We start from the raw sequence: 23711 nt of genomic DNA, 5'->3' as shown, positions 1-23711 counted from the left end.
CGTCACTGATCGAAATCGTTGGTCTTGTCGTCCGTTCCGTGCAGCTTCGACCATAAGGCGCCGGTTCCCGCTTCCTGCGCGCGGTTGACGAATTGCGAGGCGACCAGCCAGCCCTTGATCGGCTGGAGCGGCAGCAGCGTGCCGATCACCATGACCGGAACCGATGTGAGGAGGTGGACCCAGGCGGGGGGATCAAACGCGACCTGCAGCCAGACCACGAAGGCGGTGAGCGGCAGGGCGATGATGCACAGCGAGAAGAAGGCGGGGCCGTCGTCCGGTGCAGCGAAGCGATAGTCGAGCCCGCAATTGTCGCAGCGATCGGCAAGCTTCAACCAGGAGCGGAACATCTTTCCCTGGCCGCAGCGAGGACAAAGGCCCTTCCAGCCGCACTTCATGATCCAGCGGAACTTGGCTTCACCGCTCAGCGGCGCGCGCGCGGATACATGTTCATCTGTCATGCGCGGGAGGTAGGGAGCCGCGCGGGCGACCGCGATGAGACAAATTGTCCTATTTCCATCGCCGCCACCTAACGCGTCTTGTCCTCGATCAGCGCCGTCACGATCGTGCGCAGACCCGGATGGTTATCGACCTGTTCCAGCTCGCCATCGAGCCGCGCCATCATCGCATCCATCATCCGGCTGCCGAAGCCGCGGCGATCGCCGGACAGGCCCTGCCCCTGATCGGCGACGATCAGGCGCAGGCGATTGCGGTGCTGCTCCAGCGCGATGTCGATCGGGCCCGAGCCGCCGGGATAGGCATATTTGGTGGCGTTGATGACGAGTTCAGCCGCGATCAGCCCGATGCTGACGGCGCGATCGGTGGGGATCAGCATCGGCATGAGATCGACCGTCATCTGCGATGCCCAGTTCTGGCCGAGCGAGTTCTTGATGTCGCCGATCAGCTCCTCGAGGTAGCGCGCGAGGTCGATCGTCTCAATCTGATCGTCGCGGTACAGGCGGCGGTGGACGAGGGCGACAGCGGAAAGCCGCGAACGTGCCTCGATCAGCTGATCCGCGACCGGGCCGGGGCCAGCGTCACGCGCCTGAAGCGACAGGAAGGCAGCGACGAGTTGGAGGCTGTTCTGGACGCGATGGTCCACCTCCTTCATCAGCACGTCCTTCTGGCCGAGCAGCACGTCCTTTTCGGCCGAGGCGCGTTCGAGCTCGTGATAGAGGCGCTGGCGCTCACGCGCGTCGCCTGCCTCGCGCAGCACACGGCGCAGGCGATGCGAGGCTTCGACCTGTTCGAGCGTCCAGCGGCGCGAGCGGCCACGCACCGTCTCGCTCCACGACTGGAACGAGGTGCGCGGGGTGAGCATCTCACCCTCGCCGATGCCGGTGCCCTTGTGCGGGTTGCCGGCCCATTCGACTTCCTCGATCTGTTCGACGCGGAACCAGACGAGCGTCGCCTGCTCCTCGGGCACGGGCAGGGTGAGAATGCCGCTGGCGCGATCGGCAAAGCCCTCCGCGGCGGGCAGCACGCTGGAGAGATGATGCGTCGCGAACGCCTCGGTCGAGTTGCGCTCGCGCAGCCAGTCCCCGATCGCGCGGATATGATCTGAGTCGGGACAGCGGCCGTAGCAGTCGATCCCCCCGGGATGGAGCACCGCCACGCCATCGGCATCGAACATGCGGCGCAGGTCGTCGGCGCGGGCAGCGACGGCGCTGGTGAGCGGCGGCCGAAGCGACGGTACGAGCGAGTCCTCGGCGGCCCGCAGGGCGAGCCGCTCGCGGTAGCTTTCCGCCTCTTCCTTGGCGCGGATCTGGCGCGCGAGGCCGCCGGCAAGCGCCACGCCGGCAAGCCGCACGTCGAGCGGCATGGCGATCGGCGTGCGGTGATGGCAGGCGATGAGGCCCCACAGCACGCCATCCTTGACGATCGAGATGGAGGCGGAGGCGCCGACGCCCATGTTCTTGAGATACTGGACGTGGATCGGCGAGACGCTGCGCAGCGCCACGTCGCTGAGATCGACATCCGCGAAAGGGGCGGGGCGGAGCGGGGCCGGGACATAATCCACGTCCGGGATGACGCGGGCGCGGTTGCGCACATAGAGCGCGCGGGCCTGGCGCGGGATGTCGCCGGCCGGGAAATGGTGATGCATGAAGCTGCTGAGGGCCGGATCGCGGTCCTCGCCGACGACGCGGCCGGCATCATCGTCGAGGAAACGATAGACCATCACGCGATCAAAGCCGGTGAGCGCGCGAAAGGCGCTGGCGGCGCGAGCGCACAGCGCCTGCAGCGTGGGCGCGCGTTCGAAGCTGGCGGCGATCGAGTCCATCCAGGCGAGCATGTCACCCGCGAGCATCGGTTCGGCAGCGGCCGGCTCGAGCTCGACGATCAGCCGATCACTGCCGCGATGGATCGCCACGTCATAGTTGCGATCGCGCAGCCGAACACCGGCGGCGCGGATCGTGCCGCCCGAGCCGGGCGCGATCGTGCCGAGCCGCGCCGCGACGTCCTGGGAAAGCAGGGTATCGAGTTTGGCGCCGCGCCAGGAATAGCCAAAGGTGCCTTCAAGATCGCCGGCACCCGCGACGACGCGGTACGTGTCTGGCGCCGCGATCAGCAGCAAACCGTGGGGCTGAATCGCCCCGGGGATATGGATTGGTTCCCGATCGCAATCCGTCAGGTCGGGCATGGCCCGCTCGCTATGCGCCGCCATGACCCTCTTTCTCAACGCGGATCAAAGAGGCATGGCGCACGCACGCGAGCGGTGCAACTGATCTATGTTAATAAAGCGGCTTACTCCGCCGCTGCGGCGTAGCGGCTGACCATCGACTGCAAGCGGTTCTCGATGATGTCTTCCGCCTGGGCGACGATGCGGTCGACCAGCTCCTTCACGGTGGGCACGTCCTCGATCAGGCCCTGCACCATGCCGGCCGACCAGATGCCGCCATCGGTATCGCCGGCCTGCATTGCATCCTGGCCGCGCTTGCCGGCGACGAGGTGCTGGATGTCGCTGAACTGGGCGCCGCCGGCGCGCTCGATCTTCACCACCTCGTCGGACACGGCGTTCTTCATCACGCGCGCGGTGTTGTGCATCGTGCGGAAGATGAGGTTGGTCGCGCGCTCGTCGTTCTCGATCATCTTCTGCTTGAAGCTGTCGGCGATCTGCGCCTCCTGCGTGACGCAGAAGCGCGTGCCCATGTTGATGCCGTCCGCACCGAGCGCGAGCGCGGCGACGAGGCCGCGGCCATCACCAAAGCCGCCCGAGGCGAGCATCGGGATCTTCACCTTGTTGGCGGCGGCCGGGATCAGGATGAGGCCGGGGATGTCGTCCTCACCCGGGTGACCGGCGCATTCGAAGCCGTCGATCGAAATGGCATCGACGCCCTTGCGCTCAGCGGAGAGCGCGTGGCGGACGCTGGTGCATTTGTGGATGATCTTGACCCCGGCGGCCTTGAACATCTCCCACTGCTCGGCGACCGCTGGGGTGCCGGCGGTCTCGACGATCTTGATGCCCGAATCGATGATCACCTGCGCATAAGCGTTGTAATCGGGGGCGTTGATCGTCGGGAAGACGGTGAGGTTCACGCCGAACGGCTTGTCGGTGAGATCCTTGGTGCGCTGGATTTCCTTCGCCAGTTCCTCCGGCGACGGCTGAGTCAAAGCGGTGATGAAGCCGAGCGCGCCGGCATTGGCGACGGCGGCGACGAGCTGCGCCTTGCCGACCCACTGCATGCCGCCTTGTGCAATCGGATAATCGATCCCGAACGTTTCGGTGAACCGTGTCTTGAGCATTTGCCTCTCCCCTGGGCCGCCGCAGTCGGCGGGGTAACGTAACAGATGTTATGCTGATCTGAATGGCGTCGCAAGCCTTGCCGCCGGCCGCCCGCCCGGCTCCCCGCCGGGGCGACGGCCGGCTAGCCTGACGATCAGAAGACGCTGCCGAGCGCCTGCTTCCCCGAACGCGGGCGGATCTGGCTGTTGCGATAGTCGACGTCGCTCCAGTCGAGTTCCTTGAACTCCTGTCGGCGCGGGCCGAGGTAGCCGAACAGGAAGGCTGCGACCTTGCGCATCTGGATCTCCTCCGCGCCTTCGGTGATGCGATAGCGACGGTGATGGCGATAGATGTGCTCGAACGCCTTGTGCCGCGAATAGCCGATGCCGCCATGCACCTGCATCGCGCGGTCCGCCGCCTCGCAGCAGAGCCGATTGCCCCAGTAATTGCACATCGACACCTTGTCGGAGAGGCGCTTCTCCACCTCGTGGTGCGGCATCTGGTCCATTTCCCAGGCGGTCTTGCGGATCAGCAGGCGAAGCATCTCGGCCTGGGTGGCGAGCTCCACGAGCGGGAACTGGATCGCCTGGTTGCGGGCAAGATCCTCGCCGAAGGGCTTGCGCTGGCGCGCGTAGCGGATCGATTCCTCGATGCAGTAGGTCGCGGCACCCAGCGATGACGCCGCCTGGCGGATACGGTTTTCGTGCACGAAGGCCTGAGCGACGGGAAGGCCGTTCTCCGGATCGCCGAAGATCGTCGTTTCCGGCACCCACACGTCCTTGAAGCTGACGCGCGGGTGATCGGTCGGCATGTTGAAGGTCCAGAGATATTCCTCGACCTTCACGCCCTCATCGTCGGTCGGCACCAGGAAGCAGGTGATGCCCTTCGCCGCGCCATCCTCGCCGCTGGTGCGGGCGAACAGCGCGCAATGCGTCGCTACGTGCATGCCCGTCGTCCACATCTTTTCGCCGTTGATGACATAGCCGGGAACGCCATTGCGAGATTCCGGCACCGCGCGCGTTTCCATATGGGTCGCGTCGGAGCCGTGATACGGCTCGGTCAGGCCGAAGGTCACCCGGCGGGTGCCGTTCAGCGTGCCGGTGATGAACTCTTCCTTCTGCTCCTCGGTGCCGAAATCGTCGAACATCTTGGCGAAGGGATTGTTGGCGACGATCGAATGCTCGGTCTGCAGATCGTTGTGGAGGCCGAGGCCCTTGGCGGCGAGATACTCGCGGATCACGCACATCCACAGGTTCGACCCGCCCTTGCCGCCGAACTTGGGATCCATGGCGAAGCGCAGATGCCCCGCCTTGTCGGCGCGGCGCTTCGCCTCCCGCATCAGCTCTTCCCACTCATGGCGCGGCAGGCCGTCGTTCTCGAAATCGGTGCGGGCATATTCGCGACGGTGGTCAAAAAAGCGGACGTTATCGTCGGCTTCCTCGAGCGGCTTGATCTCCGCTTCGATGAAGGCGTCCAGCTCCTTCAGATAGTCGAGCAGATCCTGCGGCAAACCGAAATCCATGGCCCTCTCCCGAATTAAGTCGATCCTTTTAACTTGCGTAGCGCGCTCAGGCAGGATTTACAGCCCCTAAATCAAACAAGCCGAGGGGCGATGGCGGAGAGGCTTTCGAAAGACGAGTTGGCGCGGCGATTGTCCGCGCTTGCACCGCGCATGGCCCCGGGGGCGGAGCGGGTTGAGAATCTGGTACGCCTGACGGGCGGCGCCAGCATGGAAACCTGGGCGTTCGATGCGGTGGGGGCGGGGGATGCGAAGACGCCGCTGATCCTGCGGCGACGCACGCGGATGGTGATGAACTCCGCCGTCTCGAAGCCGCCGCTGCGGCGGGAGGCTGAGGCTATCGCGCTGGCGGTTGAGGCCGGCGTGCCGGCGCCAATCGTGACCTATGTCTGCGACGAGGAGGCGGACGGGCTGGACGAGGCCTATGTCATGCACCGTGTCGCCGGCGAGACGCTGGGCAAGAAGATCACCAGCGATCCCGCGTTCGAGCCGGCACGCGGCAAGCTCGCGCGGCAATGCGGTGCGGCGCTGGCGCGGATCCATTCGGTCGAGCCGCTCGATGGACTGGACCAGACTGACGCCGAGACGACGCTCGCCAATTACGAGGCGATGTGGCGGGCGACCGGCGCGGTGCGGCCCACGATCGAGGCGGCGTTCCGGTGGCTCGAGAAAAGGCTGCCGAAGGAGAAGGTGACGTCCCGCTTCGTCCACGGGGATTTCCGCAACGGCAACATCATGGTCGATCCGAACGAGGGGCTGGTCGCGGTGCTGGACTGGGAATTGGTGCATGTCGGCGACCCGGCGGAGGACTTAGGCTGGCTGTGCACCAACAGCTGGAAGTTCGGCCGGCCGGATCGCTATGTCGGTGGCTTCGGCGACGTGCAGGACCTGCTCGATGGCTATGCCGAAGCGGGCGGCGAGCCGATCAGCGCGGCGCGAGTCGATTTCTGGTCGATGCTCGGCAGTCTCAAGTGGGGCGTCATGACGATGGGCATGTACGCGAGCTTCGCCTCCGACCCGAGCGCCGGGCCGGAGCGCGGCGTGATCGGCCGCCGTTTGTCGGAGACGGAGGCTGACATCGTGGCGATCATCGAAAGGAACGCGGCATGATCACGCATCCGACGGCGCAGGAACTGGTGGCGGGCGTCGCGCAATGGCTGCCGGTCGATGGCAGCGCCAGCGTCTTTGGCCTGCGCGTGGCGCGCAACGCGCTGGAGATCGCCGCGCGTGACATGGCGCTGAGCCCCGCCGCGGATGCGCGTGCGGTGGAGCGGATGCGTGCGCTGCTGCACCGTGACGGCACGCGTGACGAGTTGGACGCGGCGCTGGTCGCCGCGATCCGCAGCGGGGCGATCGCCCCGGACGATCCCGCGCTGGTCGCGCACCTGAAGGCAACGGCGCTGGACACGATCGCGATCGACCAGCCGAAATATGCCCATACGCTTGGCGCGCCCGTCTGAAGCTCTATAGGCCATCCGGATCATCTCCGTTCGCCCTGAGCTTGTCGACGGGCGTGTCGTTCGGCCCGTCGCCGCTTGGCACGGGTGTCGACAGGCTCAGCCCGAACGGGGCGGGGCGTTTCGCTCCTGGCACTATGGTGGAGTAGATTATGGCCGGCATGGGCGCGTTCGATTGGGCGGATCCGTTTCTGCTCGACGAGCAACTGAGCGAAGACGAGCGGATGGTGCGCGATACCGCGCGTGCCTATGCGCAGGAGAAACTGGCGCCGCGGATCATCGATGCGTTCGCCAATGAAGTGACCGATCCCGCGATCTTCCGCGAGATGGGCGAGCTTGGCCTGCTGGGCCCGACGATCCCGGAGGAGTATGGCGGCGTCGGCGCGTCGTACGTCGCCTACGGCCTGGTCGCGCACGAGGTGGAGCGGATCGATTCGGGGTACCGCTCGATGATGAGCGTCCAGTCCAGCCTCGTGATGTACCCGATCCATGCCTATGGCTCGGAGGAGCAGAAGCGGAAGTATCTGCCCAAGCTCGCGAGCGGCGAGTGGATCGGCTGCTTCGGCCTGACCGAGCCGGATGCGGGCTCCGACCCGGGCGGCATGAAGACCCGGGCGGTCAAGACCGACGGCGGCTATCGCCTGTCCGGCAGCAAGACCTGGATCTCCAATGCGCCGATCGCCGACGTGTTCGTCGTGTGGGCGAAGAGCGATGCGCATGGCGGCGGGATTCGCGGCTTCGTGCTCGAGAAGGGCATGAAGGGGCTGTCAGCGCCCAAGATCGAGGGCAAGCTCTCGTTGCGCGCGTCGATCACCGGCATGGTGATGATGGATGATGTCGAGGTGGGCGAGGATGCATTGCTCCCGGATGTTCAGGGGCTGAAGGGGCCGTTCGGCTGCCTCAACCGCGCTCGCTACGGCATCAGCTGGGGCGCGATCGGCGCGGCGGAGTTCTGCATGCACGCCGCGCGGCAGTACGGCCTCGATCGCCACCAGTTCGGCCGGCCGCTCGCCGCGACACAGCTGTATCAAAAGAAGCTGGCGGACATGGAGACGGAGATCGCGCTCGGTCTTCAGGCGTCGTTGCGGGTCGGCCGGCTGATGGACGAGGGCCGGTTCGCGCCGGAAATGGTCTCGATCGTGAAGCGCAACAATGTCGGCAAGGCGCTGGATATCGCCCGCGTCGCGCGTGACATGCACGGCGGCAACGGCATCTCGGGCGAATATCAGGTGATGCGCCACGTGATGAACCTCGAAACGGTGAACACCTATGAGGGCGCGCATGACGTGCACGCGCTGATCCTCGGCCGCGCGATCACAGGCATCGCCGCCTTCTGAGCGCCGGCACATGAAGGAAACCCCGCTCAAGGGCATCAAGGTCGTCGAGCTTGCCCGCATCCTCGCCGGCCCCTGGGCGGGGCAGATCCTGGCCGACCTCGGCGCCGAGGTGATCAAGGTACAGAGCCCCGCGGGCGATGATACCCGCACCTGGGGCCCGCCGTTCGTCGAGCATGACGGCGACCGCGCCGCGGCCTATTACCACGCCTGTAACCGCGGCAAGACGAGCATCATTGCGGACTTCACCAAGGCGGAGGACGTGGCACGGGTGAAGTCGCTGATCGCCGATGCGGACGTGGTGATCGAGAACTTCAAGGTCGGTGGGCTGGCCAAATACGGGCTCGATTACGCGAGCCTGGCGCCGGATCATCCGCGCCTCGTCTATTGCTCGATCACCGGTTTCGGCCAGACCGGGCCTTATGCGCACCGTGCCGGTTATGATTTCATCATCCAGGGCATGGGCGGAATCATGTCGCTGACCGGCGAGCCGGACGGCGCGCCGCAGAAGATCGGCGTCGCCTTCGCCGACATCATGACCGGGCTGTATGCCACGATCGGCATCCAGGCCGCGCTGATGATGCGCGCGCGGACGGGGCGGGGCCAGCAGGTGGATTGTGCGTTGCTCGACACGATGGTTGGGGTGCTCGCCAACCAGGCCGCGAACTATTTCGCCAGTGGCGAGAACCCGGCGCGGATGGGCAATGCCCATGCGAACGTCAGCCCCTATGCCGTGTTCCCGACCAGCGATGGCTGGTTCATTCTGGCGGTGGGCAATGACGCGCAATATCACCGCTTCGCCGCCATCGTCGGGATCGGACCGGATCCGCGGTGGGACACCAATTCCGGGCGGATCGAGCATCGCGCGCCATTGTTCGCGCTGATTGAGGAGCGCTGCCGCACCTTCATGCGTGATGACCTGCTTGCCAGGCTGGAGGCGGCGGGGGTGCCGGCGGGGCCGATCAACACCGTGGAACAGGCGCTGAACGACCCGCAGGTGCAGGCGCGCGGCATGGTGCTGCCGGTGAACGACACGCGGCCGATCGCAGGGCTGCGCACGCCGATCCAGTTCTCCGGCGCGGATCTGGCGCTGGACAAGGGTGCGCCGCCGCTCGTGCGGGGATAGTCGGACGCTCCGACCAAGCCGGAGCCGCGGGTGCCGGTTGGCGCGGGCTTCGGCAGGGTTGGCCCGAGCGGTTCCCCGAGGCGGCATAACTTTTGTTGTGCTCACCGCCGCCGCGCGATACGCCTGCCGGCAAATCAATCGGGAGAGAGACATCGTGAGCAACGCGCCACTCGCCGGCATTCGTATCGTTGAGTTCGCCGGGATCGGCCCCGGCCCGTTCGCCGGCATGATGCTGGCGGACCATGGTGCGGAAGTGATCCGGATCGACCGCCCGGTGAAGGGCGGCAGCGGCATTTCGATCGACAGCAAGGACCCGCTGCTGCGCAGCCGCAAGTCGATCGGCATGGACCTGAAGAACCCCAAGGCGATCGAGGCGGTGCGCAAGATCGTGAAGGGCGCGGACGCGATCATCGAAGGCTATCGCCCGGGGGTGATGGAGCGGCTGGGGCTGGGGCCGGACGTGCTGCTCGCGGACAATCCGAAGCTCGTCTACGGCCGCATGACCGGCTGGGGCCAGTACGGCCCGATGGCGCCGGAGCCGGGCCACGACATCAACTATATCGCGATCTCGGGCGCGCTTCACGCCTTCGGGCGCAAGGGCGAGAAGCCGACGCCGCCGATCAACATGGTCGGCGATTTCGGCGGCGGCGGCATGTTCCTGGCGTATGGCATGCTCGCCGCGCTGCTCCATGCCGCGCGGACCGGCGAGGGGCAGGTGGTCGATGCGGCGATGACCGATGGCTCCGCGGTGCTGATGACGATGATGTGGGGCTTCCGCGGCATGGGCCGGTGGAGCGACGAGCGCGGCACCAATCTGCTCGATACCGCGGCGCACTTCTACGACACCTATGAGACGAGCGACGGCAAGTTCATCTCGCTCGGCGCCATCGAGCCGCAATTCTACGCCGAGTTCCGCAACGTCATGGGGCTGAGCGACGAGAAATGGGCCGCGCAGATGGACGCCCGCCAGTGGCCTGCGCTGAAGGACGAATTGACCGCGCTGTTCAAGACCAGAACGCGCGACGAATGGGTCGCGGCGTTCAAGGGGCACGACGTGTGCTTCGCGCCCGTGCTGGGCTTCGACGACGCCTACAATGATGAACACAACAAGGCGCGCGGCACCTTCACCGAGGTGAACGGGATCAAGCAGCCCGCGCCGGCGCCGCGTTATTCCAAGAGCGAGACAGTGGCGCCGACGCTGGGCGGCGAGCGCCGGGACGCGGAGGTTCTGCGCGAGCTCGGCTTCGACGATGCCGAGGTGGCGGCGCTGGGTTATTGAGGGAGAGAAATGATGGTGGCGAGCGCGCACTACCTGACCTCCGCCGAGGATCGTGACGGCAACGTCTGGGTCGTGCGCGCCGACGATGATGCGACGGCGCATCATGTGGCGGACCTGTTCCGCCTCAGTGACCATGTGCGCGTGACGATCATCTCGCCGGACGACCCGCTCGATCTGGATTGAGCGGGGCCCGCGTTCGGGTAGAGCGGGGACATGCCGAGACTGACCGTCAACAACGAGGCGATCGAATATCGCCTCGATCCGGCCACGCCGCTGCTGTGGGCGCTGCGCGATGCGTCCAACCTCACCGGCGCCAAATATGGCTGCGGCACCGGAAGCTGCGGCGCGTGCACCGTCGATGTCGACGGGCGCGCCGTCCGATCGTGCCAGGTGACGCTGGCGGAGGTGGAGGGGAGCTTCGTCACCACCGTGGAAGGGCTGTCGCGGGAGCGCGCGCATCCGGTGCAGGCGGCGCTGCTGGCCGGCAACGTCGTCCAATGCGGCTATTGCATCCCAGGCATCGTCATGGCGGCCGCGGTGCTGATCAAGAACGACCGGGACCCGTCGGAGGCGAAGATCCGCCGCGCGATCACCAACATCTGTCGATGCGGCATCTACCCCAGGCTAGTGGAGGCGATCCAGCGCGCGGCGAGCGCCGCACGTGGCGACGAGACCTTGCCGACCACCACCAGACCGGGGATCGACCCCGCGGAGGCGGCGAAGAGCGTGCCGGCGCTCAGTCCTCGCTGATCCGGCTGGTCGCGCGCGTGTCGCGCATGCGGATGTAGATCACCAGCGACACCGCGATCATGCCGGTGACATACCAGTAGAAGCCGCGCTCCCAGCCAGCGTTCTTGAACGACAAAGCGACGTATTCCGCGGTGCCGCCGAACAGGGTGTTGGCGAGCGCATAGGGGAGGGCGACCCCCAGCGCACGGATGTTGGCCGGGAACAGTTCCGCCTTCACCACCGCGTTGATCGAGGTGTAGCCGGTAACGATCACCAGCGCCGCCATCACCAGCAGGCCGGCAATGATCGGGCTGCGCACCGTCTCCAGCGTGGCGAAGATCGGGTAGGTGGCGAGCACGCCGAGCACGCCGAAGCCGATCATCAGCGGCTTTCGCCCGATGCGATCGCTGAGGCCCCCCGCAAGCGGCTGAAGGCACATGAAGACGAAAAGGGTGGCGGCGTTGATCTGGCTTGCCGTCTGGCGATCGAAGCCGCTGGTGTTGACCAGGAACTTCTGCATGTAGATCGAGTAAGCGTAGAAGGCGAGCGTGCCACCGGCGGTGAGCAGCATCACCGTCAGCGTTTCGCGGGGATGGTGCGTGACGAGCGTCCAGAAGCCCGACTTTGGCCCTTCCGCGCGCTTGAAGCTCTCCGTTTCGGCGAGCCCGCGGCGGATGCGGAAGACAACGATAGCCAGCACGCCGCCGACCGCAAAGGGGATGCGCCAGCCCCAGGCGTCGAGCGCGGCCTCGCTCATCGCCGATTGCAGCACGAGAAGGACGAGGAGCGCGGTGAGCTGGCCTGCGATCAGCGTCACATATTGGAAGCTGGAGAAGAAGCCGCGGCGATCGCGTCCGGCCATTTCTGACAGGTACGTCGCGCTGGCGCCATATTCGCCGCCGACCGACAGCCCCTGCATCAGCCGGGCAATGACCAGCAGGGCGGGGGCGAAGACGCCGATCGTCTCATAGCCCGGCGTGATCGCGATCAGGAACGAGCCGGCGCACATCAATGTGACGGACAGGGTGAGACCGGCCTTGCGGCCGCGGCGATCGGCATAGACGCCCATGACCCAGGCGCCGATCGGCCGCATGACGAAGCCGACGGCGAAGACCGCCGCCGCGCTCAGGAGCTGCGCGGTCTGATCGCGTTCCGGGAAGAAGTGCGGCGCGAAATAGAGCGTGAAAGCAGCATAGGCATACCAATCGTACCATTCGACGAGGTTGCCGGTGGAACCGCCGATGATCGATTTGAGGCGCGGGTTCATGGCTCGACCTCGCCGGGCGGGAGATCCTCGATCGGCGGCAAGCGGCCGGCCAGCGCGGCGGCGAGTTGTTCACGATCGAGCGTGTTCTCCCACCGGGCGACGACCAGCGTCGCCACGGCATTGCCGATGAAGTTGGTGAGGCTGCGGCATTCGGACATGAAGCGATCGACGCCGAGGATCAGTGCCATGCCGGCGACGGGCACAGACGGCACGATCGAGAGCGTCGCGGCGAGCGTGATGAAGCCCGCGCCAGTGACGCCCGCCGCACCCTTCGACGACAGCATCGCGACGCCAAGCAGCAGCACCTGCTCGCCCAGCGACAGGTCGATCCCGGTTGCCTGGGCGATGAACAGCGCGGCGAGCGTCATGTAGATGTTCGTGCCATCGAGGTTGAAGGAATAGCCGGCGGGCACGACGAGGCCGACGATCGATTTGGGCGCGCCGGCACGTTGCATCTTCTCGATCAGCGCGGGCAGCGCAGCCTCGGAGGAAGAGGTGCCGAGGACCAGCAGAAGCTCCGCCTTGAGATATCCGATGAGGCGCAGGATCGAGAAGCCGGCGAGCCGCGCGACCGTGCCCAGCACGACCAGGACGAACAGCAGCGAGGTGAGATAGAAGGTGCCGACCAGCCAGGCGAGGTTAGCGAGCGTGCCGACGCCATAAGTGCCGATGGTGAAGGCCATCGCGCCGAACGCGCCGATCGGAGCCGCGCGCATCAGGATCGAGACGATCCGGAAGACGACGATCGACACGTCCTCCAGGAACGACAGGACCTTGGCGCCGCGCTCGCCCACCGACACCAATGCGATGCCGAACAGGATCGCGACGAGCAGCACCTGGAGGATGTTCCCCTGCGTCAGCGAGGAGGGGAGCGTTTCCGGGATGACGGAGAGGACGAAGCCGGTCAGCGTCGTCTCGTGCGCCTTGGCGGCATAGCCCGAGACGGCGCCCGCATCGAGGCTGGCGGGATCGATGTTGAGGCCCTCGCCCGGACGAACGACATTGGCGACGATGAGCCCGACGATCAGGGCCAGCGTTGAGAAGAAAATGAAGTAGATGAATGACTTGGCCGCTACTCTTCCCACGCGGGCGAGATCGTGCATGCCGGCGATACCGGTGACGATGGTGAGGAAGATGACCGGCGCGATGATCATCTTCACCAGCTTGATGAAGCCGTCCCCTAGCGGCTTCAGCGCGGCGCCGGCAGACGGATAGAAATGCCCGATCGCAATGCCGAGCGCGATCGCGACCAGCACCTGAACGTACAATTGCCGATACCAGGGAAGCGGCGTGCGCAGGACGCCAGCAGTTTCCGGTAGCACGTGTCTTCGACCCCCCTTGCCCGATGCGGCGCGCCTCCGCCCGATCGGTTTGGCAGCGGCGTGCCAGCAAAAAGGGGTTGATGCAAAGGGCAGGATGGCTCGAAAGGACAAGGTGAAGGGAGAGGGCCAATCAGAAGCCTGTTGATCGCAAACCGCGGCGAGATCGCGATCCGCATCGCGCGCACCGCTGCTGCCATGGGCATCGAGACGGTCGCGGTTCATTCCGCCGACGATGCCGAAGCGCCACACGTCCGCGCTGCTGATCGGGCGGTGCCGCTCCGCGGCGAAGGGCCGGGCGCCTATCTGGCGATCGATGCGGTGATCGCGGCGGCGCGGGACGCCGGCTGTGACGCGGTTCATCCGGGCTATGGCTTCCTTAGCGAGAATGCGGCTTTTGCCGAGGCCTGTGCCAAGGCCGGGCTGTTGTTCGTCGGACCGGAGGCGCGTCTGCTGGCGCTGTTCGGTGACAAGGCCCTCGCCAAGCGTCACGCGCGGGCGGTGGGCGTACCGGTGCTGGCCGAGGGGACGGACGTAAGCGGGCCGGTGGTGGTGAAGGCGCTGGCTGGCGGTGGCGGGCGCGGGATCCGCGTGGTCCAGGATCGCGCGACGCTTGCGGCGCAGATCGAGGCCGCGGGCGCCGAAGCGCTGGCGGCGTTCGGATCGGCCGAAGTGATGGTTGAGCGTTACATCCCCGCGGCGCGGCATATAGAGGTTCAGCTGGCGGCCGATGCGGACGGCCGGGTGATGGCGCTGGGCACGCGCGACTGCACGGTGCAGCGGCGGCACCAGAAGCTTATCGAGATCGCGCCGGCCCAGACGATCGAGCCAGCACTTGCCGAGCGGATCGAGCGCGCCGCGGAACGCCTGCTGGAGGACACCGGATATGTCGGCCTGGCGACGGCGGAGTTCCTGGTCGACAAGGAGCGCGCTGCTGATGATCCGGAGGCGTTCGCCTTCCTCGAGGTGAACCCGCGGCTTCAGGTGGAGCATACGGTGACCGAGGAGGTGACCGGCCTTGACCTCGTGGCGCTGCAGCTTCGGTTCGCAGAAGGGGGCAGCGTTCCGGCGGAGCGGCCGGGCGCGCGCGGCGTCGCGATCCAGCTGCGCATCAATGCCGAGACGATCGGTGCCGACGGCATGCCGCGTGCGTCGGGCGGCACCATCAGCAATGTCGAGGTGCCCGGCGGGCCGGGCATCCGCGTCGACGGCGCGCTGAAGGCGGGCATGGCGGCCAATCCGCGGTTCGATTCGCTGCTCGCCAAGCTGATTGTCCATGCGCCCGACTGGGACGCGGCGCTGGCGCGGGCGCGGCGGGCGGTTGCGGAGTTCGAGATCGCGGGTGTCGCCACGAACCTGCCGCTCCACGCGGCGCTGCTGGCGCGCGAGGAGGTGGCGGCCGGCAAGGTCGACACCGGCTGGTTCGATCGCAACGTCAGCGACTTTGCGGTGGCTGCGGCCCCGGCGGCGTCGACGGATACGCAGGCGGTTGTGGCGCCGCTGGCTGGCGTGGTGGTGGCGATCGGCGTGCAGCCGGGGGACCGGGTGGTGCGGGGCGCTGAGCTAGGCACGATCGAGGCGCTGAAGATGCAGCATGCCGTTGTGGCGACACACGGCGGCGTGGTGCGGGCGGTCGTGGTCGAGCCCGGGCGGGTGATTGAGGAGGGCGCTGTTTTCGTCTCGATCGAGCCGGCCGACGATGACGATGATGTGGCGGCTGAAGCTGCGGCGCTCGACCTCGACTTGATCCGGAACGATCTTGCCGAGGTGCGCGCACGCCATGCGCTGGGGCTCGACGAGCACCGGCCGGCAGCCGTGGAGCGGCGGCGGCGCACCAACCAGCGCACGGCGCGCGAGAATATCGACGACCTGTTCGATCCGGGCAGCTTCATCGAATATGGCGCGCTGACGATCGCGGCGCAGCGACGGCGCCGGACCCTCGACGATCTGATGCGCAACACCCCCGCCGACGGCCTGATCGGCGGGATCGGCACGGTGAATGCCGCGGATCATGGCGAGGAAGCCGCCAAGTGCCTTGGCCTCGCCTATGACTATACCGTGCTGGCGGGCACGCAGGGCCATATGAACCACCGCAAGACCGATCGGCTGCTCGGTATTGCGGGCGAGCTGAAGCTGCCGATCGTCTTCTATACCGAGGGCGGCGGGGGACGGCCGGGGGACGTCGATTCGGTCGGCGCGACGGGGCTCGACGTGCCGACGTTCAGCCGCTTTGCCGCGCTGTCCGGTGTTGCGCCGAGGATCGGGATCACGTCCGGCTATTCCTTTGCGGGCAATGCCGTGCTGTTCGGCAGCTGCGACATCACGATCGCCACGCGCGACGCGCATATCGGCGTCGGTGGCCCGGCAATGATCGAGGGCGGTGGGCTCGGCGTCTATTCGCCCAAGGAAGTCGGGCCGGTCGAGGTGCATTGGAACAGCGGTGCGATCGACGTGCTGGCAGAGGATGAGGCGGAGGCGACCGATCTCGCGCGGCGGCTGCTGTCGTTTTTCCAGGGGCGGGTGGCGGGCGGAGATGCGCCGGACCAGCGGCTGTTGCGGCACGTGGTGCCAGAGAATCGGCTGCGCGTGTTCGACATCCGCCGCGCGATCGACGGGCTGTTCGACACTGGTTCCTTCATCGAGCTGCGCGGTGGCTGGGCGAAGGGGATGATCACCGGGCTGGCGCGGCTGGACGGCCGTGCCGTGGGCGTGATTGCCAATAATTGCCGCTACTTGTCGGGCGCAATTGACGCGGAAGGTGCGGACAAGGCGGCGCGCTTCTTCCAGTTGTGCGACGCGTTCGGCGTGCCGATCGTCTCGCTGTGCGACACGCCTGGCTTCATGGTCGGGCCGGAGGCGGAGAAGACCGCGCCGATCCGCCGTGCCTCGCGCATGTTCGTGGTCGGGGCGGCGCTGTCGGTGCCGATCTTCACGGTCGTGGTGCGCAAGGCATACGGGCTCGGTGCGCAGGGAATGGCGGGCGGATCGCTCCACGCCGGGCCGTTCACCGTCGCCTGGCCGACCGGCGAGTTCGGCGGCATGGGGCTCGAAGGGGCGGTGCGGCTCGGCTACCGCAAGGAGCTGGAGGCGATCGAGGATGCCGAGGCGCGAGAGGCGCGATATCAGGAACTTGTCGCGCATTCCTATGAGCGCGGCAAAGCTGTGTCGGTGGCGCAGTTCCTGGAGATCGACGCGGTGATCGACCCGGCGGATACGCGCGCCTGGCTGCTGCGCGGGCTCGCTTCGACACCGGCGCGCCGGTCAGGCCGCTATATAGATACGTGGTGATTGGGGCGACAATGATCGAACTATACCATTGCGCGGATGCGCGAAGCTTTCGCGCGCTGTGGGCGCTGGAGGAGCTTGGGCTCGAATACAAGCTCCACCTGCTGCCCTTTCCCCCGCGGGTGCGCGAACCGTCGTACCTCGACGTCAATCCGCTCGGCACCATTCCGCTGCTGGTGGACGGTGAGACGCGGATGACGGAATCGGCTGCGATCGTTCAGTATCTCGCGACGCGTGCGGGGCCGAACGAACTGGTCGTGGAGCCTGGCTCGCCCGACTATGGCGCGTGGCTCAACTGGCTACATTTCGGCGAGGCGACGCTGACCTTCCCGCAGACGTTGGTGCTGCGATATCGCATGCTGGAGCCGCCGGAGCGGCGCCTGCCGCAGGCGGCGGATGATTATGCGCAGTGGTTCCACTCACGGCTGCGGCATGTGGAGCGGGCGCTGGGGGACCGCGAGTATCTGATCGGCGGGCGTTTCACGGTGGCAGACATTTCCGTGGGTTACGCGCTGCTGCTCGCCAAGAGCCTGAAGATCGACAACGGCTTTCCGCCGCAGGTTGCCGCTTATTGGGAGCGGCTGAAGGCGCGGGATGGATTCGCGCGAGCGAAAGAGGCGCAGAAGGCCGGGGCGGCGCCGTTCTAACGCCCGCGTCCCTGCGATGATCGACCGAACACTGGGCTAGCGAGCCGCGAGTTTGCGCAGCGCGCGTTCGAGGCGATCCGGTTCCTGAGCGCCGTTGATGACGAACTCGCGGTCGATCACCATGGTGGGGACGGAAGCGATCCCTTCGGACCGCCACTCGATCTCGTCGTCGTTCACTTCGGCGGCGAAATCGCCGCGGGCGAGGATCTGGAGCGCCGCTTCCCTGTCCAATCCTGCACCAGCAGCGGCATCGGCCAGCACCTGATGGTCGGAAATTGCACGTCCCTGGTCGAAATATGCACGCAGGAGCGCATGTTTGAGCGCCAATTGCCGGCCCTCGCGCCCCGCCCAATGAAGCAGGCGATGCGCGTCGAACGTGTCGTAGAGCCGATCCGGTCGGCCAGCCATCGACACGCCGGCTGCCTCTGCCGCCGCCCGAACGCCGCCGCCGCGGCTGCGCGCCTGTTCGGGCGTGATGCCATACTTGCGGGCGATGTTGTCGGCCGCCAGCTCGCCCTCTGGCGGTAGCCCGGGGTTGAGCTGAAGCGGGTGGAAGACGAGTTCCACCGGTACCTCGTCGCCGAGGCTGGCGAGGGCGCGTTCGAGATTGGCGAGGCCGATCAGGCACCAGGGGCAGACGACGTCGGAGACGAAATCGATGCGGAGCGTGCGGCCGGTCATCGCGCGACGCTTTCGATCGCGTCGACGATCTGCGGGATGACTTCCACCGGCACGTTGTGGCCCATGCCGCGCACCTCGACGAGCCGCGCGCCGGGGATGCTTGCGGCGGTATCGCGACCGCCGTCGAGCGGGACCAGCGAATCGTCGCTGCCGTGGATGACGACCGTGGGCGCGGTGATCGCCTTCAGCCGCTGGCGCCGATCCCCGTCGGCGACGATCGCCGCCAGCTGGCGCGCGAAGCCATCGGGGTAGTTCGAGCGCTGGATCGTTTCGCGGACCCGGGCCTCCAGCACGTCGTGCGCGACGGGAAAGGCGGGGCCGGCGAGCACCTGGGACGCGCGGACGCCATGGGCGACGAGCGCCTCCAGATCGTCCGTTTTGGGGCGGTTGACGAGCACGTCCATCGCCTCGCGCGAGGCGCGCGACAGCCTGGGATTGCCGGTGGTGGACATGATCGAGGTGAGCGACAGCGTGCGATCGGGATAGGTGGCGGCGAAGATCTGCGCGATCATCCCGCCCATAGAGGCGCCGACGATGTGGGCTTTCTCAATCCCCAGCGCATCCAGCAGGCCGGCGGCGTCCGCCGCCATGTCCCCGAGCGTATAGGGTACCCGCGGGCGCAGGCGAAGCAGGCGCTGGAGCACGAGCATGCCAATACGCGGCGGGCGGGCGTGGTCGAGCTTCGTCGAAAGGCCTACGTCACGATTGTCGTAGCGGACGACGTGGAAGCCGCGTTCTACCAGCGCCTCGACGAACGGGAGCGGCCAGAGCGTCAGCTGCGCGCCAAGGCCCATGATGAGGAGGATGGTGGGATCGGCGGGATTGCCGAACGACTCATATTCCAGCTCGATGCCGTTCGCGCGCGCCTTCATGGCCTCTCCTTCAGGCGGTGATTATCGCACCAGCCTCCACCCGAAGCGGCCATGGCGTCAAGGCAGTGCCGGGGCAGGGGCCGCCAAGGCACGCGCCGCTTGCGATATCGAACAGCGCGCCGTGCCAGCTGCACGCGATGCGATCCGCGGCGACATAATCGTCGAGCTTCTGCGCGAGCGGCAGGCCCATGTGCGGGCAGCGATCGACATAGCCGAATACCTGATCGCCGCGCCGCACCGCAAAACCGTGGAAGCGGCCGGCGCGCATTTCGATGACGAAGCTCCGCGCGGCGCCGTCCGCGATCTGATCGAGCGGGCCGAGCGCGATGCCGGCCGGGGTGGCGGAGAGGCGCTCGGTCAGGGCAGCTTCGCCTTGGGGAAATCGGCCCAGCACGCATCGTAATCGGACTGGGCGTGCTCCAGCGCGAACGCCGTGGGGCGATAGGGCCAGCAGCTTTCCAGCATGAAGGCCATGGTGCCGCCGATCTTGTGCGGCTTCAGATCGGCATTGGAGGCCGCGTCCCACGTCGCCTTATCCGGCCCGTGGCCGCTCAGCAGATTGTGGAGCGACAGGCCGCCGGGGCGGAAGCCCTCGGCCTTGGCGTCATAGGCGCCGGTGATGAGGCCCATTGCCTCGGACATGATGTTGCGGTGGAACCAGGGCGGGCGGAACGTGTCCTCCGCCACCATCCAGCGCGGCGGGAAGATCACGAAATCGGCGTTGGCGCGGCCCGGCACATCGCTGGGCGACGTCAGCACGGTGAAGATCGACGGATCGGGATGGTCGAAGCTGACGGTGTTGACGGTGTTGAAATGCGCGAGATCGTAGCGCCACGGCGCGAGATTGCCGTGCCACGCGACGACATCGAGCGGCGAATGATGCAGCTCCGTGCGCCACAGGCTGCCGAGATACTTCTGGATCACCTCGATACGTTCGTCGCGATCCTCGAACCAGGCGTTCGGCGTCTCGAAATCGCGCGGATTGGCGAGGCCGTTCGCACCGATCGGGCCGAGATCGGGCAGGCGGAACATCGCGCCATGGTTTTCCAGCGCATAACCGCGCGCCGAACCATCCGGCAGCAATGCACGGAAGCGGACGCCGCGCGGGACCAGCGCGATCTGGCCGGGGGCGATGTCGATCCGGCCGAGCTCGGTGAGAAGCGCGAGCCGGCCTTCCTGCGGCACGAACAGCAATTCGCCGTCGGCATCGACGAAGACGCGGTTCTCCATGTCGCGATTCGCGGCATAGACGTGGATCGCGACGCCTTCGAGATCGGCGGGATCGCGATTGGCGAGCATCGTCGTCATGCCGTCGATGAGGTCGACGCCAGTGTCACCGGCGACCGGATCCCAGCGCAGACGATTGGGCGCGAGTGGTTCCTTGACGGTGCCGGGCGCGAAGCGTGCCGCGCCTTCGTAGCGGGTAAAGGGCGGATGCTCGGCGGAAGGGCGCAGGCGATACAGCCAGGAGCGGCGGTTCTCGTGGCGCGGCGCGGTGAAGGCCGTGCCGGAGAGCTGCTCCGCATAGAGGCCGAAGGGCGGCTTCTGCGGCGAGTTGCGGCCGATGGGGAGGGCGCCCGGCACGGCCTCGGTCGCGACATGGTTGCCGAAGCCGGGAGTGTAGGCTGGGGTGGCAGTGTCGGTGGGCATCCTCACCTCGGGCGGGTCTTGTTTTGGGGTAGTCAGGGGTGGTGCATGGTGTGGCTCGCCGGGGCGTCAGACGCGGCTAAGCCGCGCCTTGAGCGCCGGCTTAGCTGCGCTGGCCGGTCGGGGCCGAGCGCCTTCGCGCTCGCATTCGGCCGATGCTTAGGCATCGACCTTAATCACGCCCCGACGGATCTGGTCGAGCTCGATGCTTTCGAACAGCGCCTGGAAGTTGCCGTTGCCGAAGCCTTCATTGCCCTTGCGCTGGATGATCTCGAAGAAGATCGGGCCGAACATGTTCTCGGTGAAGATCTGCAGCAGGATGCCCTCGCCGTTCTCGACCGAGCCGTCGATCAGGATGCGGTTCTTGCGAAGCCGTTCGAGATCCTCGCCGTGTCCGGGGACGCGCTTGTCGACCAGTTCGTAATAGGTCTCGATCGTGTCCTGCAGCTTCACGCCGCGGGCGCGCAGGCGCTCGACCGTGTCGTAGATGTCGTCGGTGGTCAGCGCGAGGTGCTGGATGCCTTCGCCCTGATATTCGCGGATGAATTCTTCGATCTGCGAATTGTCGTCCTGGCTTTCGTTCAGCGGGATGCGGATCGCTTTGTCCGGCGCGATCATCGCCTGGCTGAACAGGCCGGTCGCCTTGCCCTTGATGTCGAAATACTTCTGCTCCTCGAAGTTGAAGAGCGTGCGGTAGAACTGGCTCCACACCTGCATCTGGCCGCGGCGGACATTGTGCGTGAGGTGATCGAGCAGATCGAGCCCGACGTTGTTCTTCGCCTCGGCTTCCTGCCAGCCGTCGAACTCGGCCCAATTCTCATACAGGTCGACGCCGTCCTGGATGAAATAGAGGTACGAGCCGCCGATCCCCATGATGACGGTGTCGTCTTCCTCGGTCGGCTTTCCGCCGTTGGCGAGCGCCCATTCGAGCGCCTTCTTCGGATCGGCGACGCGGAACGCCATCGCGCTGGCCGAGGCGCCATGTTCGTTGCGGAACTGCTTTACCCGGCCCGCCTCGTCGCGGTTCAGCATCAGGTTGATTCGGCCCTGCTTGTAGCGAGTGATGTTCTTCGTCGGGTGACGGTGCGTCGGCACGAAGCCGAGCTGCTCGAACTGCTTCGCCATCGCTTCGGGATCGGGCGAGGTAAATTCGACGAATTCGAAGCCGTTGAGGCCCAGGGGATTGCTAGACGGATTGTCGAGGGACATGACGGCACCTTTACATCGTAACAATTGATACGATCATCGCGGCTTGAGCGGATCGTGTCAAATGCTACCGCTAGCGTCATGACCAACCACCTCGTGCTTGACCGGTTCCTGCCCTATCGATTGTCGATCACGTCGAACCTGGTGAGCGACCGGATCGCGCGCGCCTATGCATCGCTGTTCGGGCTCACCATTCCGGAATGGCGGCTGATCGCGGTGATCGCGGAGGTGGAGACGATCACCCAGGCCGAGATCGGCGAGCGTACGCGGATGGACAAAGTGACGGTGAGCCGGGCGGCGATCGCGCTGGTGGAACGTGGCCTCTTGGGCCGGGCGCCGAACCCGACCGACAAAAGATCCCACCATTTGTCGCTGACGCCGGCGGGGCGGGACCTGTACGCCAGCGTCGCGCCCAAGGCACTGGAGCTGGAGGGCCGCATCTTCGCGCGCTTCAGCCGCGACGAACTGGACGGGTTCGTTACGATGCTGCGTCGGATCGACGAAGCAGCGCTGGAGGAATGAGCATGGCCGAGGCACCGCTGATCGCCGGGATCGAACTGGGCGGCACGAAATGCATCGCGATCCTGGCGAGCGGGCCGGATGCCATCCATGAGCGGGTGGAACTCCCGACGACCAAGCCGGACGAGACGCTGGCGGCGCTGGAGGCGGTGATCGACGGGTGGCGCGGGTTCGCCGCGCTGGGCATCGCGAGCTTTGGCCCGATCTCGATCGACCGCAGCTCCGCCGATTACGGGCGCATCACTTCCACCCCGAAGCCCGGCTGGGCGGGGACGGACATCGCGCGGCGCTTTGCCAGCCGATACGACGTGCCGACCGGCTTCCATACCGACGTGGTGGGCGCGGCGCTGGGCGAGGCCCGCTGGGGCGCGGCGCAGGGGCTGGCGGACCTCGCCTATGTAACGGTGGGTACCGGTATCGGCGTCGGGCTGGTGGCGCATGGCCAGCCGGTCGACGGGCTGACGCATAGCGAGCTTGGCCATATCCGGCCGCAGCGGATGGCGGGGGACGACTGGACCGGCGTGTGCCCGTTCCACGGCGCCTGTGTCGAAGGGCTGGCCGCGGGGCCGGCGATCGCGGCGCGCACCGGGATCAAGGGGCAGGAGCTGCCCGCCGATCATCCCGGCTGGGACGGCGTCGTCCACGCGCTGGCGCAGATGCTGCACGCGGTGGTTATGACCGGCGTGCCGCGGCGGATCGTGATGGGCGGCGGTGTGATGGTGGGCAGCCAGTTCCTGTTCCCGCGCATCCGCGCCGCGCTCCACCAGTCGATCGGCGGCTATATTGCCATTGCCGAGGTGGACGATGTCGACACCTTCGTCGTGCCGCCAGCGCTGGGAAACAATGCCGGGCCGCTGGGCGCGATCGTGCTGGGGGAACTGGCGCTTCGCGGGTGAGGGCGGGCGGAAGAGGGTGTAACGCCCGGGCAGCGCGGCCAGGCGGATCATCGTTTACGGGGCGGATCATCCGGTTGGCGCTCCTTCGTTCACCAAACGCTGGCGCAAGCCCGCGGAGTCGATCGCAAAGCCGGCAAATCTCGCCAACATCGCGACGAAGAACCAACGATCGATGATGTGCCCGCCCCTAGAGCACCTTTCGCCGAC

22 protein-coding genes are annotated in these 23711 nt (G+C 66.8%); 11 read left to right on the top strand and 11 right to left on the bottom strand.

Going from position 1 to position 23711, the window contains the following annotated elements; all coding sequences use genetic code 11:
• Positions 1–2 precede the first annotated feature (2 nt).
• From ACH0AE_RS00495 to ACH0AE_RS00480, 4 genes are all read right to left on the bottom strand, one after another.
• Entirely contained in the window at positions 3–458 is a 456-nt protein-coding gene (locus ACH0AE_RS00495; RefSeq protein ID WP_294442917.1) for a DUF983 domain-containing protein, read from the bottom strand.
• A 68-nt stretch (positions 459–526) separates the two neighbouring features.
• Positions 527–2638 carry a histidine kinase dimerization/phosphoacceptor domain -containing protein gene (locus tag ACH0AE_RS00490; RefSeq protein WP_294442915.1) on the bottom strand — a complete coding sequence of 704 codons (2112 nt, stop codon included), beginning with the start codon at positions 2636–2638 and terminating at the stop codon, positions 527–529.
• Positions 2639–2742: 104 nt separating this feature from the next.
• Entirely contained in the window at positions 2743–3741 is a 999-nt protein-coding gene (locus ACH0AE_RS00485; RefSeq protein ID WP_294442914.1) for a nitronate monooxygenase family protein, read from the bottom strand.
• 134 nt (positions 3742–3875) lie between these two features.
• Positions 3876–5243 (bottom strand): acyl-CoA dehydrogenase family protein, encoded by a 1368-nt coding sequence (locus tag ACH0AE_RS00480; protein WP_294442912.1) that lies wholly within the window; start codon positions 5241–5243, stop codon positions 3876–3878.
• A 129-nt stretch (positions 5244–5372) separates the two neighbouring features.
• Here ACH0AE_RS00480 and ACH0AE_RS00475 point away from each other — a divergent pair, with 129 nt between their 5' ends.
• The 7 genes from ACH0AE_RS00475 (at position 5373) to ACH0AE_RS00445 (ending at position 11186) form a co-directional block, all read left to right on the top strand.
• Positions 5373–6350 carry a phosphotransferase family protein gene (locus ACH0AE_RS00475; protein ID WP_406875364.1) on the top strand — a complete coding sequence of 326 codons (978 nt, stop codon included), beginning with the start codon at positions 5373–5375 and terminating at the stop codon, positions 6348–6350.
• Positions 6347–6700, top strand: coding sequence for a DUF6285 domain-containing protein (locus ACH0AE_RS00470; protein ID WP_294442910.1), 354 nt, complete (start codon positions 6347–6349; stop codon positions 6698–6700). Before ACH0AE_RS00475 ends, ACH0AE_RS00470 begins: the two co-directional genes overlap by 4 nt.
• Positions 6701–6849: 149 nt before the next feature.
• Positions 6850–8034: an acyl-CoA dehydrogenase gene (locus tag ACH0AE_RS00465; protein WP_294442907.1), complete on the top strand. Its 1185-nt coding sequence runs from the start codon at positions 6850–6852 to the stop codon at positions 8032–8034.
• 10 nt (positions 8035–8044) lie between these two features.
• The gene (locus ACH0AE_RS00460) at positions 8045–9157 is read left to right on the top strand and encodes a CaiB/BaiF CoA-transferase family protein (RefSeq protein ID WP_294442906.1); all 1113 of its coding nucleotides are present in this window, start codon (positions 8045–8047) and stop codon (positions 9155–9157) included.
• A 154-nt stretch (positions 9158–9311) separates the two neighbouring features.
• Entirely contained in the window at positions 9312–10436 is a 1125-nt protein-coding gene (locus tag ACH0AE_RS00455; RefSeq protein WP_294442904.1) for a CaiB/BaiF CoA-transferase family protein, read from the top strand.
• A 12-nt stretch (positions 10437–10448) separates the two neighbouring features.
• Positions 10449–10619, top strand: a complete 171-nt coding sequence (locus ACH0AE_RS00450) for a hypothetical protein (RefSeq protein WP_294442902.1) — start codon at positions 10449–10451, stop codon at positions 10617–10619.
• Between the two features lie 30 nt (positions 10620–10649).
• Positions 10650–11186: a (2Fe-2S)-binding protein gene (locus ACH0AE_RS00445; RefSeq protein WP_294442901.1), complete on the top strand. Its 537-nt coding sequence runs from the start codon at positions 10650–10652 to the stop codon at positions 11184–11186.
• Here ACH0AE_RS00445 and ACH0AE_RS00440 read toward each other — a convergent pair.
• Together ACH0AE_RS00440 and ACH0AE_RS00435 are read right to left on the bottom strand one after the other, a co-directional pair.
• Positions 11173–12432: an MFS transporter gene (locus ACH0AE_RS00440; protein ID WP_294442899.1), complete on the bottom strand. Its 1260-nt coding sequence runs from the start codon at positions 12430–12432 to the stop codon at positions 11173–11175. The two genes, ACH0AE_RS00445 and ACH0AE_RS00440, sit on opposite strands and share 14 nt — an antisense overlap.
• Complete coding sequence (locus ACH0AE_RS00435) at positions 12429–13754, bottom strand: dicarboxylate/amino acid:cation symporter (protein ID WP_294442898.1); 1326 nt, start codon at positions 13752–13754, stop codon at positions 12429–12431. The genes ACH0AE_RS00440 and ACH0AE_RS00435 overlap by 4 nt, the downstream gene beginning before the upstream one ends.
• A 141-nt stretch (positions 13755–13895) precedes the next feature.
• On the opposite strand from ACH0AE_RS00435, the gene ACH0AE_RS00430 reads away from it, so the two are divergent.
• A complete protein-coding gene (locus tag ACH0AE_RS00430; protein WP_294442897.1) occupies positions 13896–17039 on the top strand; it encodes a carboxyl transferase domain-containing protein in 3144 nt (1047 codons plus the stop codon).
• A gap of 11 nt (positions 17040–17050) precedes the next feature.
• Entirely contained in the window at positions 17051–17683 is a 633-nt protein-coding gene (locus ACH0AE_RS00425; protein WP_294442895.1) for a glutathione S-transferase family protein, read from the top strand.
• 36 nt (positions 17684–17719) lie between these two features.
• Here ACH0AE_RS00425 and ACH0AE_RS00420 read toward each other — a convergent pair whose 3' ends face one another.
• The 5 genes from ACH0AE_RS00420 to hppD form a co-directional block, all read right to left on the bottom strand.
• A complete protein-coding gene (locus ACH0AE_RS00420) occupies positions 17720–18364 on the bottom strand; it encodes a DsbA family oxidoreductase (RefSeq protein WP_294442893.1) in 645 nt (214 codons plus the stop codon).
• Complete coding sequence (locus ACH0AE_RS00415) at positions 18361–19236, bottom strand: alpha/beta fold hydrolase (protein WP_294442892.1); 876 nt, start codon at positions 19234–19236, stop codon at positions 18361–18363. Before ACH0AE_RS00415 ends, ACH0AE_RS00420 begins: the two co-directional genes overlap by 4 nt.
• Positions 19237–19246: 10 nt before the next feature.
• On the bottom strand, positions 19247–19630 hold the full coding sequence (locus ACH0AE_RS00410; protein ID WP_294442891.1) for a Rieske (2Fe-2S) protein: 384 nt from the start codon (positions 19628–19630) through the stop codon (positions 19247–19249).
• Positions 19594–20886, bottom strand: a complete 1293-nt coding sequence (gene hmgA / locus ACH0AE_RS00405; protein WP_294442890.1) for a homogentisate 1,2-dioxygenase — start codon at positions 20884–20886, stop codon at positions 19594–19596. The genes ACH0AE_RS00410 and hmgA overlap by 37 nt, the downstream gene beginning before the upstream one ends.
• Positions 20887–21042: 156 nt before the next feature.
• The gene (hppD, locus tag ACH0AE_RS00400) at positions 21043–22092 is read right to left on the bottom strand and encodes a 4-hydroxyphenylpyruvate dioxygenase (RefSeq protein WP_294442889.1); all 1050 of its coding nucleotides are present in this window, start codon (positions 22090–22092) and stop codon (positions 21043–21045) included.
• Between the two features lie 78 nt (positions 22093–22170).
• On the opposite strand from hppD, the gene ACH0AE_RS00395 reads away from it, so the two are divergent.
• Together ACH0AE_RS00395 and ACH0AE_RS00390 are read left to right on the top strand one after the other, a co-directional pair.
• Entirely contained in the window at positions 22171–22611 is a 441-nt protein-coding gene (locus tag ACH0AE_RS00395) for a MarR family winged helix-turn-helix transcriptional regulator (RefSeq protein WP_294442888.1), read from the top strand.
• A gap of 2 nt (positions 22612–22613) precedes the next feature.
• Positions 22614–23504 carry an ROK family protein gene (locus tag ACH0AE_RS00390; protein WP_294442887.1) on the top strand — a complete coding sequence of 297 codons (891 nt, stop codon included), beginning with the start codon at positions 22614–22616 and terminating at the stop codon, positions 23502–23504.
• The last annotated feature ends 207 nt before the right edge of the window (positions 23505–23711 follow it).

The organism is Sphingomonas sp. 179-A 2A2 NHS, assembly GCF_045371305.1.
Classification (GTDB): Bacteria; Pseudomonadota; Alphaproteobacteria; order Sphingomonadales; family Sphingomonadaceae; genus Sphingomonas.
Note: the sequence above shows the minus strand (reverse complement) of the source record. Positions and strands in the feature narration are given on the sequence as shown.

Excerpts from the sequence above, each read along its gene's own strand:
- ACH0AE_RS00485 (WP_294442914.1), bottom strand. The coding sequence starts at position 3,741 with ATGCTCAAGACACGGTTCACCGAAACGTTCGGGATCGATTATCCGATT.
- ACH0AE_RS00390 (WP_294442887.1), top strand. The coding sequence starts at position 22,614 with ATGGCCGAGGCACCGCTGATCGCCGGGATCGAACTGGGCGGCACGAAA.
- ACH0AE_RS00490 (WP_294442915.1), bottom strand. The coding sequence starts at position 2,638 with ATGCCCGACCTGACGGATTGCGATCGGGAACCAATCCATATCCCCGGG.
- ACH0AE_RS00425 (WP_294442895.1), top strand. The coding sequence starts at position 17,051 with ATGATCGAACTATACCATTGCGCGGATGCGCGAAGCTTTCGCGCGCTG.
- ACH0AE_RS00495 (WP_294442917.1), bottom strand. The coding sequence starts at position 458 with ATGACAGATGAACATGTATCCGCGCGCGCGCCGCTGAGCGGTGAAGCC.
- hppD (WP_294442889.1), bottom strand. The coding sequence starts at position 22,092 with ATGTCCCTCGACAATCCGTCTAGCAATCCCCTGGGCCTCAACGGCTTC.
- ACH0AE_RS00465 (WP_294442907.1), top strand. The coding sequence starts at position 6,850 with ATGGCCGGCATGGGCGCGTTCGATTGGGCGGATCCGTTTCTGCTCGAC.
- ACH0AE_RS00395 (WP_294442888.1), top strand. The coding sequence starts at position 22,171 with ATGACCAACCACCTCGTGCTTGACCGGTTCCTGCCCTATCGATTGTCG.
- ACH0AE_RS00415 (WP_294442892.1), bottom strand. The coding sequence starts at position 19,236 with ATGAAGGCGCGCGCGAACGGCATCGAGCTGGAATATGAGTCGTTCGGC.
- ACH0AE_RS00480 (WP_294442912.1), bottom strand. The coding sequence starts at position 5,243 with ATGGATTTCGGTTTGCCGCAGGATCTGCTCGACTATCTGAAGGAGCTG.
- ACH0AE_RS00470 (WP_294442910.1), top strand. The coding sequence starts at position 6,347 with ATGATCACGCATCCGACGGCGCAGGAACTGGTGGCGGGCGTCGCGCAA.
- ACH0AE_RS00440 (WP_294442899.1), bottom strand. The coding sequence starts at position 12,432 with ATGAACCCGCGCCTCAAATCGATCATCGGCGGTTCCACCGGCAACCTC.
- ACH0AE_RS00450 (WP_294442902.1), top strand. The coding sequence starts at position 10,449 with ATGGTGGCGAGCGCGCACTACCTGACCTCCGCCGAGGATCGTGACGGC.
- ACH0AE_RS00420 (WP_294442893.1), bottom strand. The coding sequence starts at position 18,364 with ATGACCGGCCGCACGCTCCGCATCGATTTCGTCTCCGACGTCGTCTGC.
- ACH0AE_RS00460 (WP_294442906.1), top strand. The coding sequence starts at position 8,045 with ATGAAGGAAACCCCGCTCAAGGGCATCAAGGTCGTCGAGCTTGCCCGC.
- hmgA (WP_294442890.1), bottom strand. The coding sequence starts at position 20,886 with ATGCCCACCGACACTGCCACCCCAGCCTACACTCCCGGCTTCGGCAAC.
- ACH0AE_RS00445 (WP_294442901.1), top strand. The coding sequence starts at position 10,650 with ATGCCGAGACTGACCGTCAACAACGAGGCGATCGAATATCGCCTCGAT.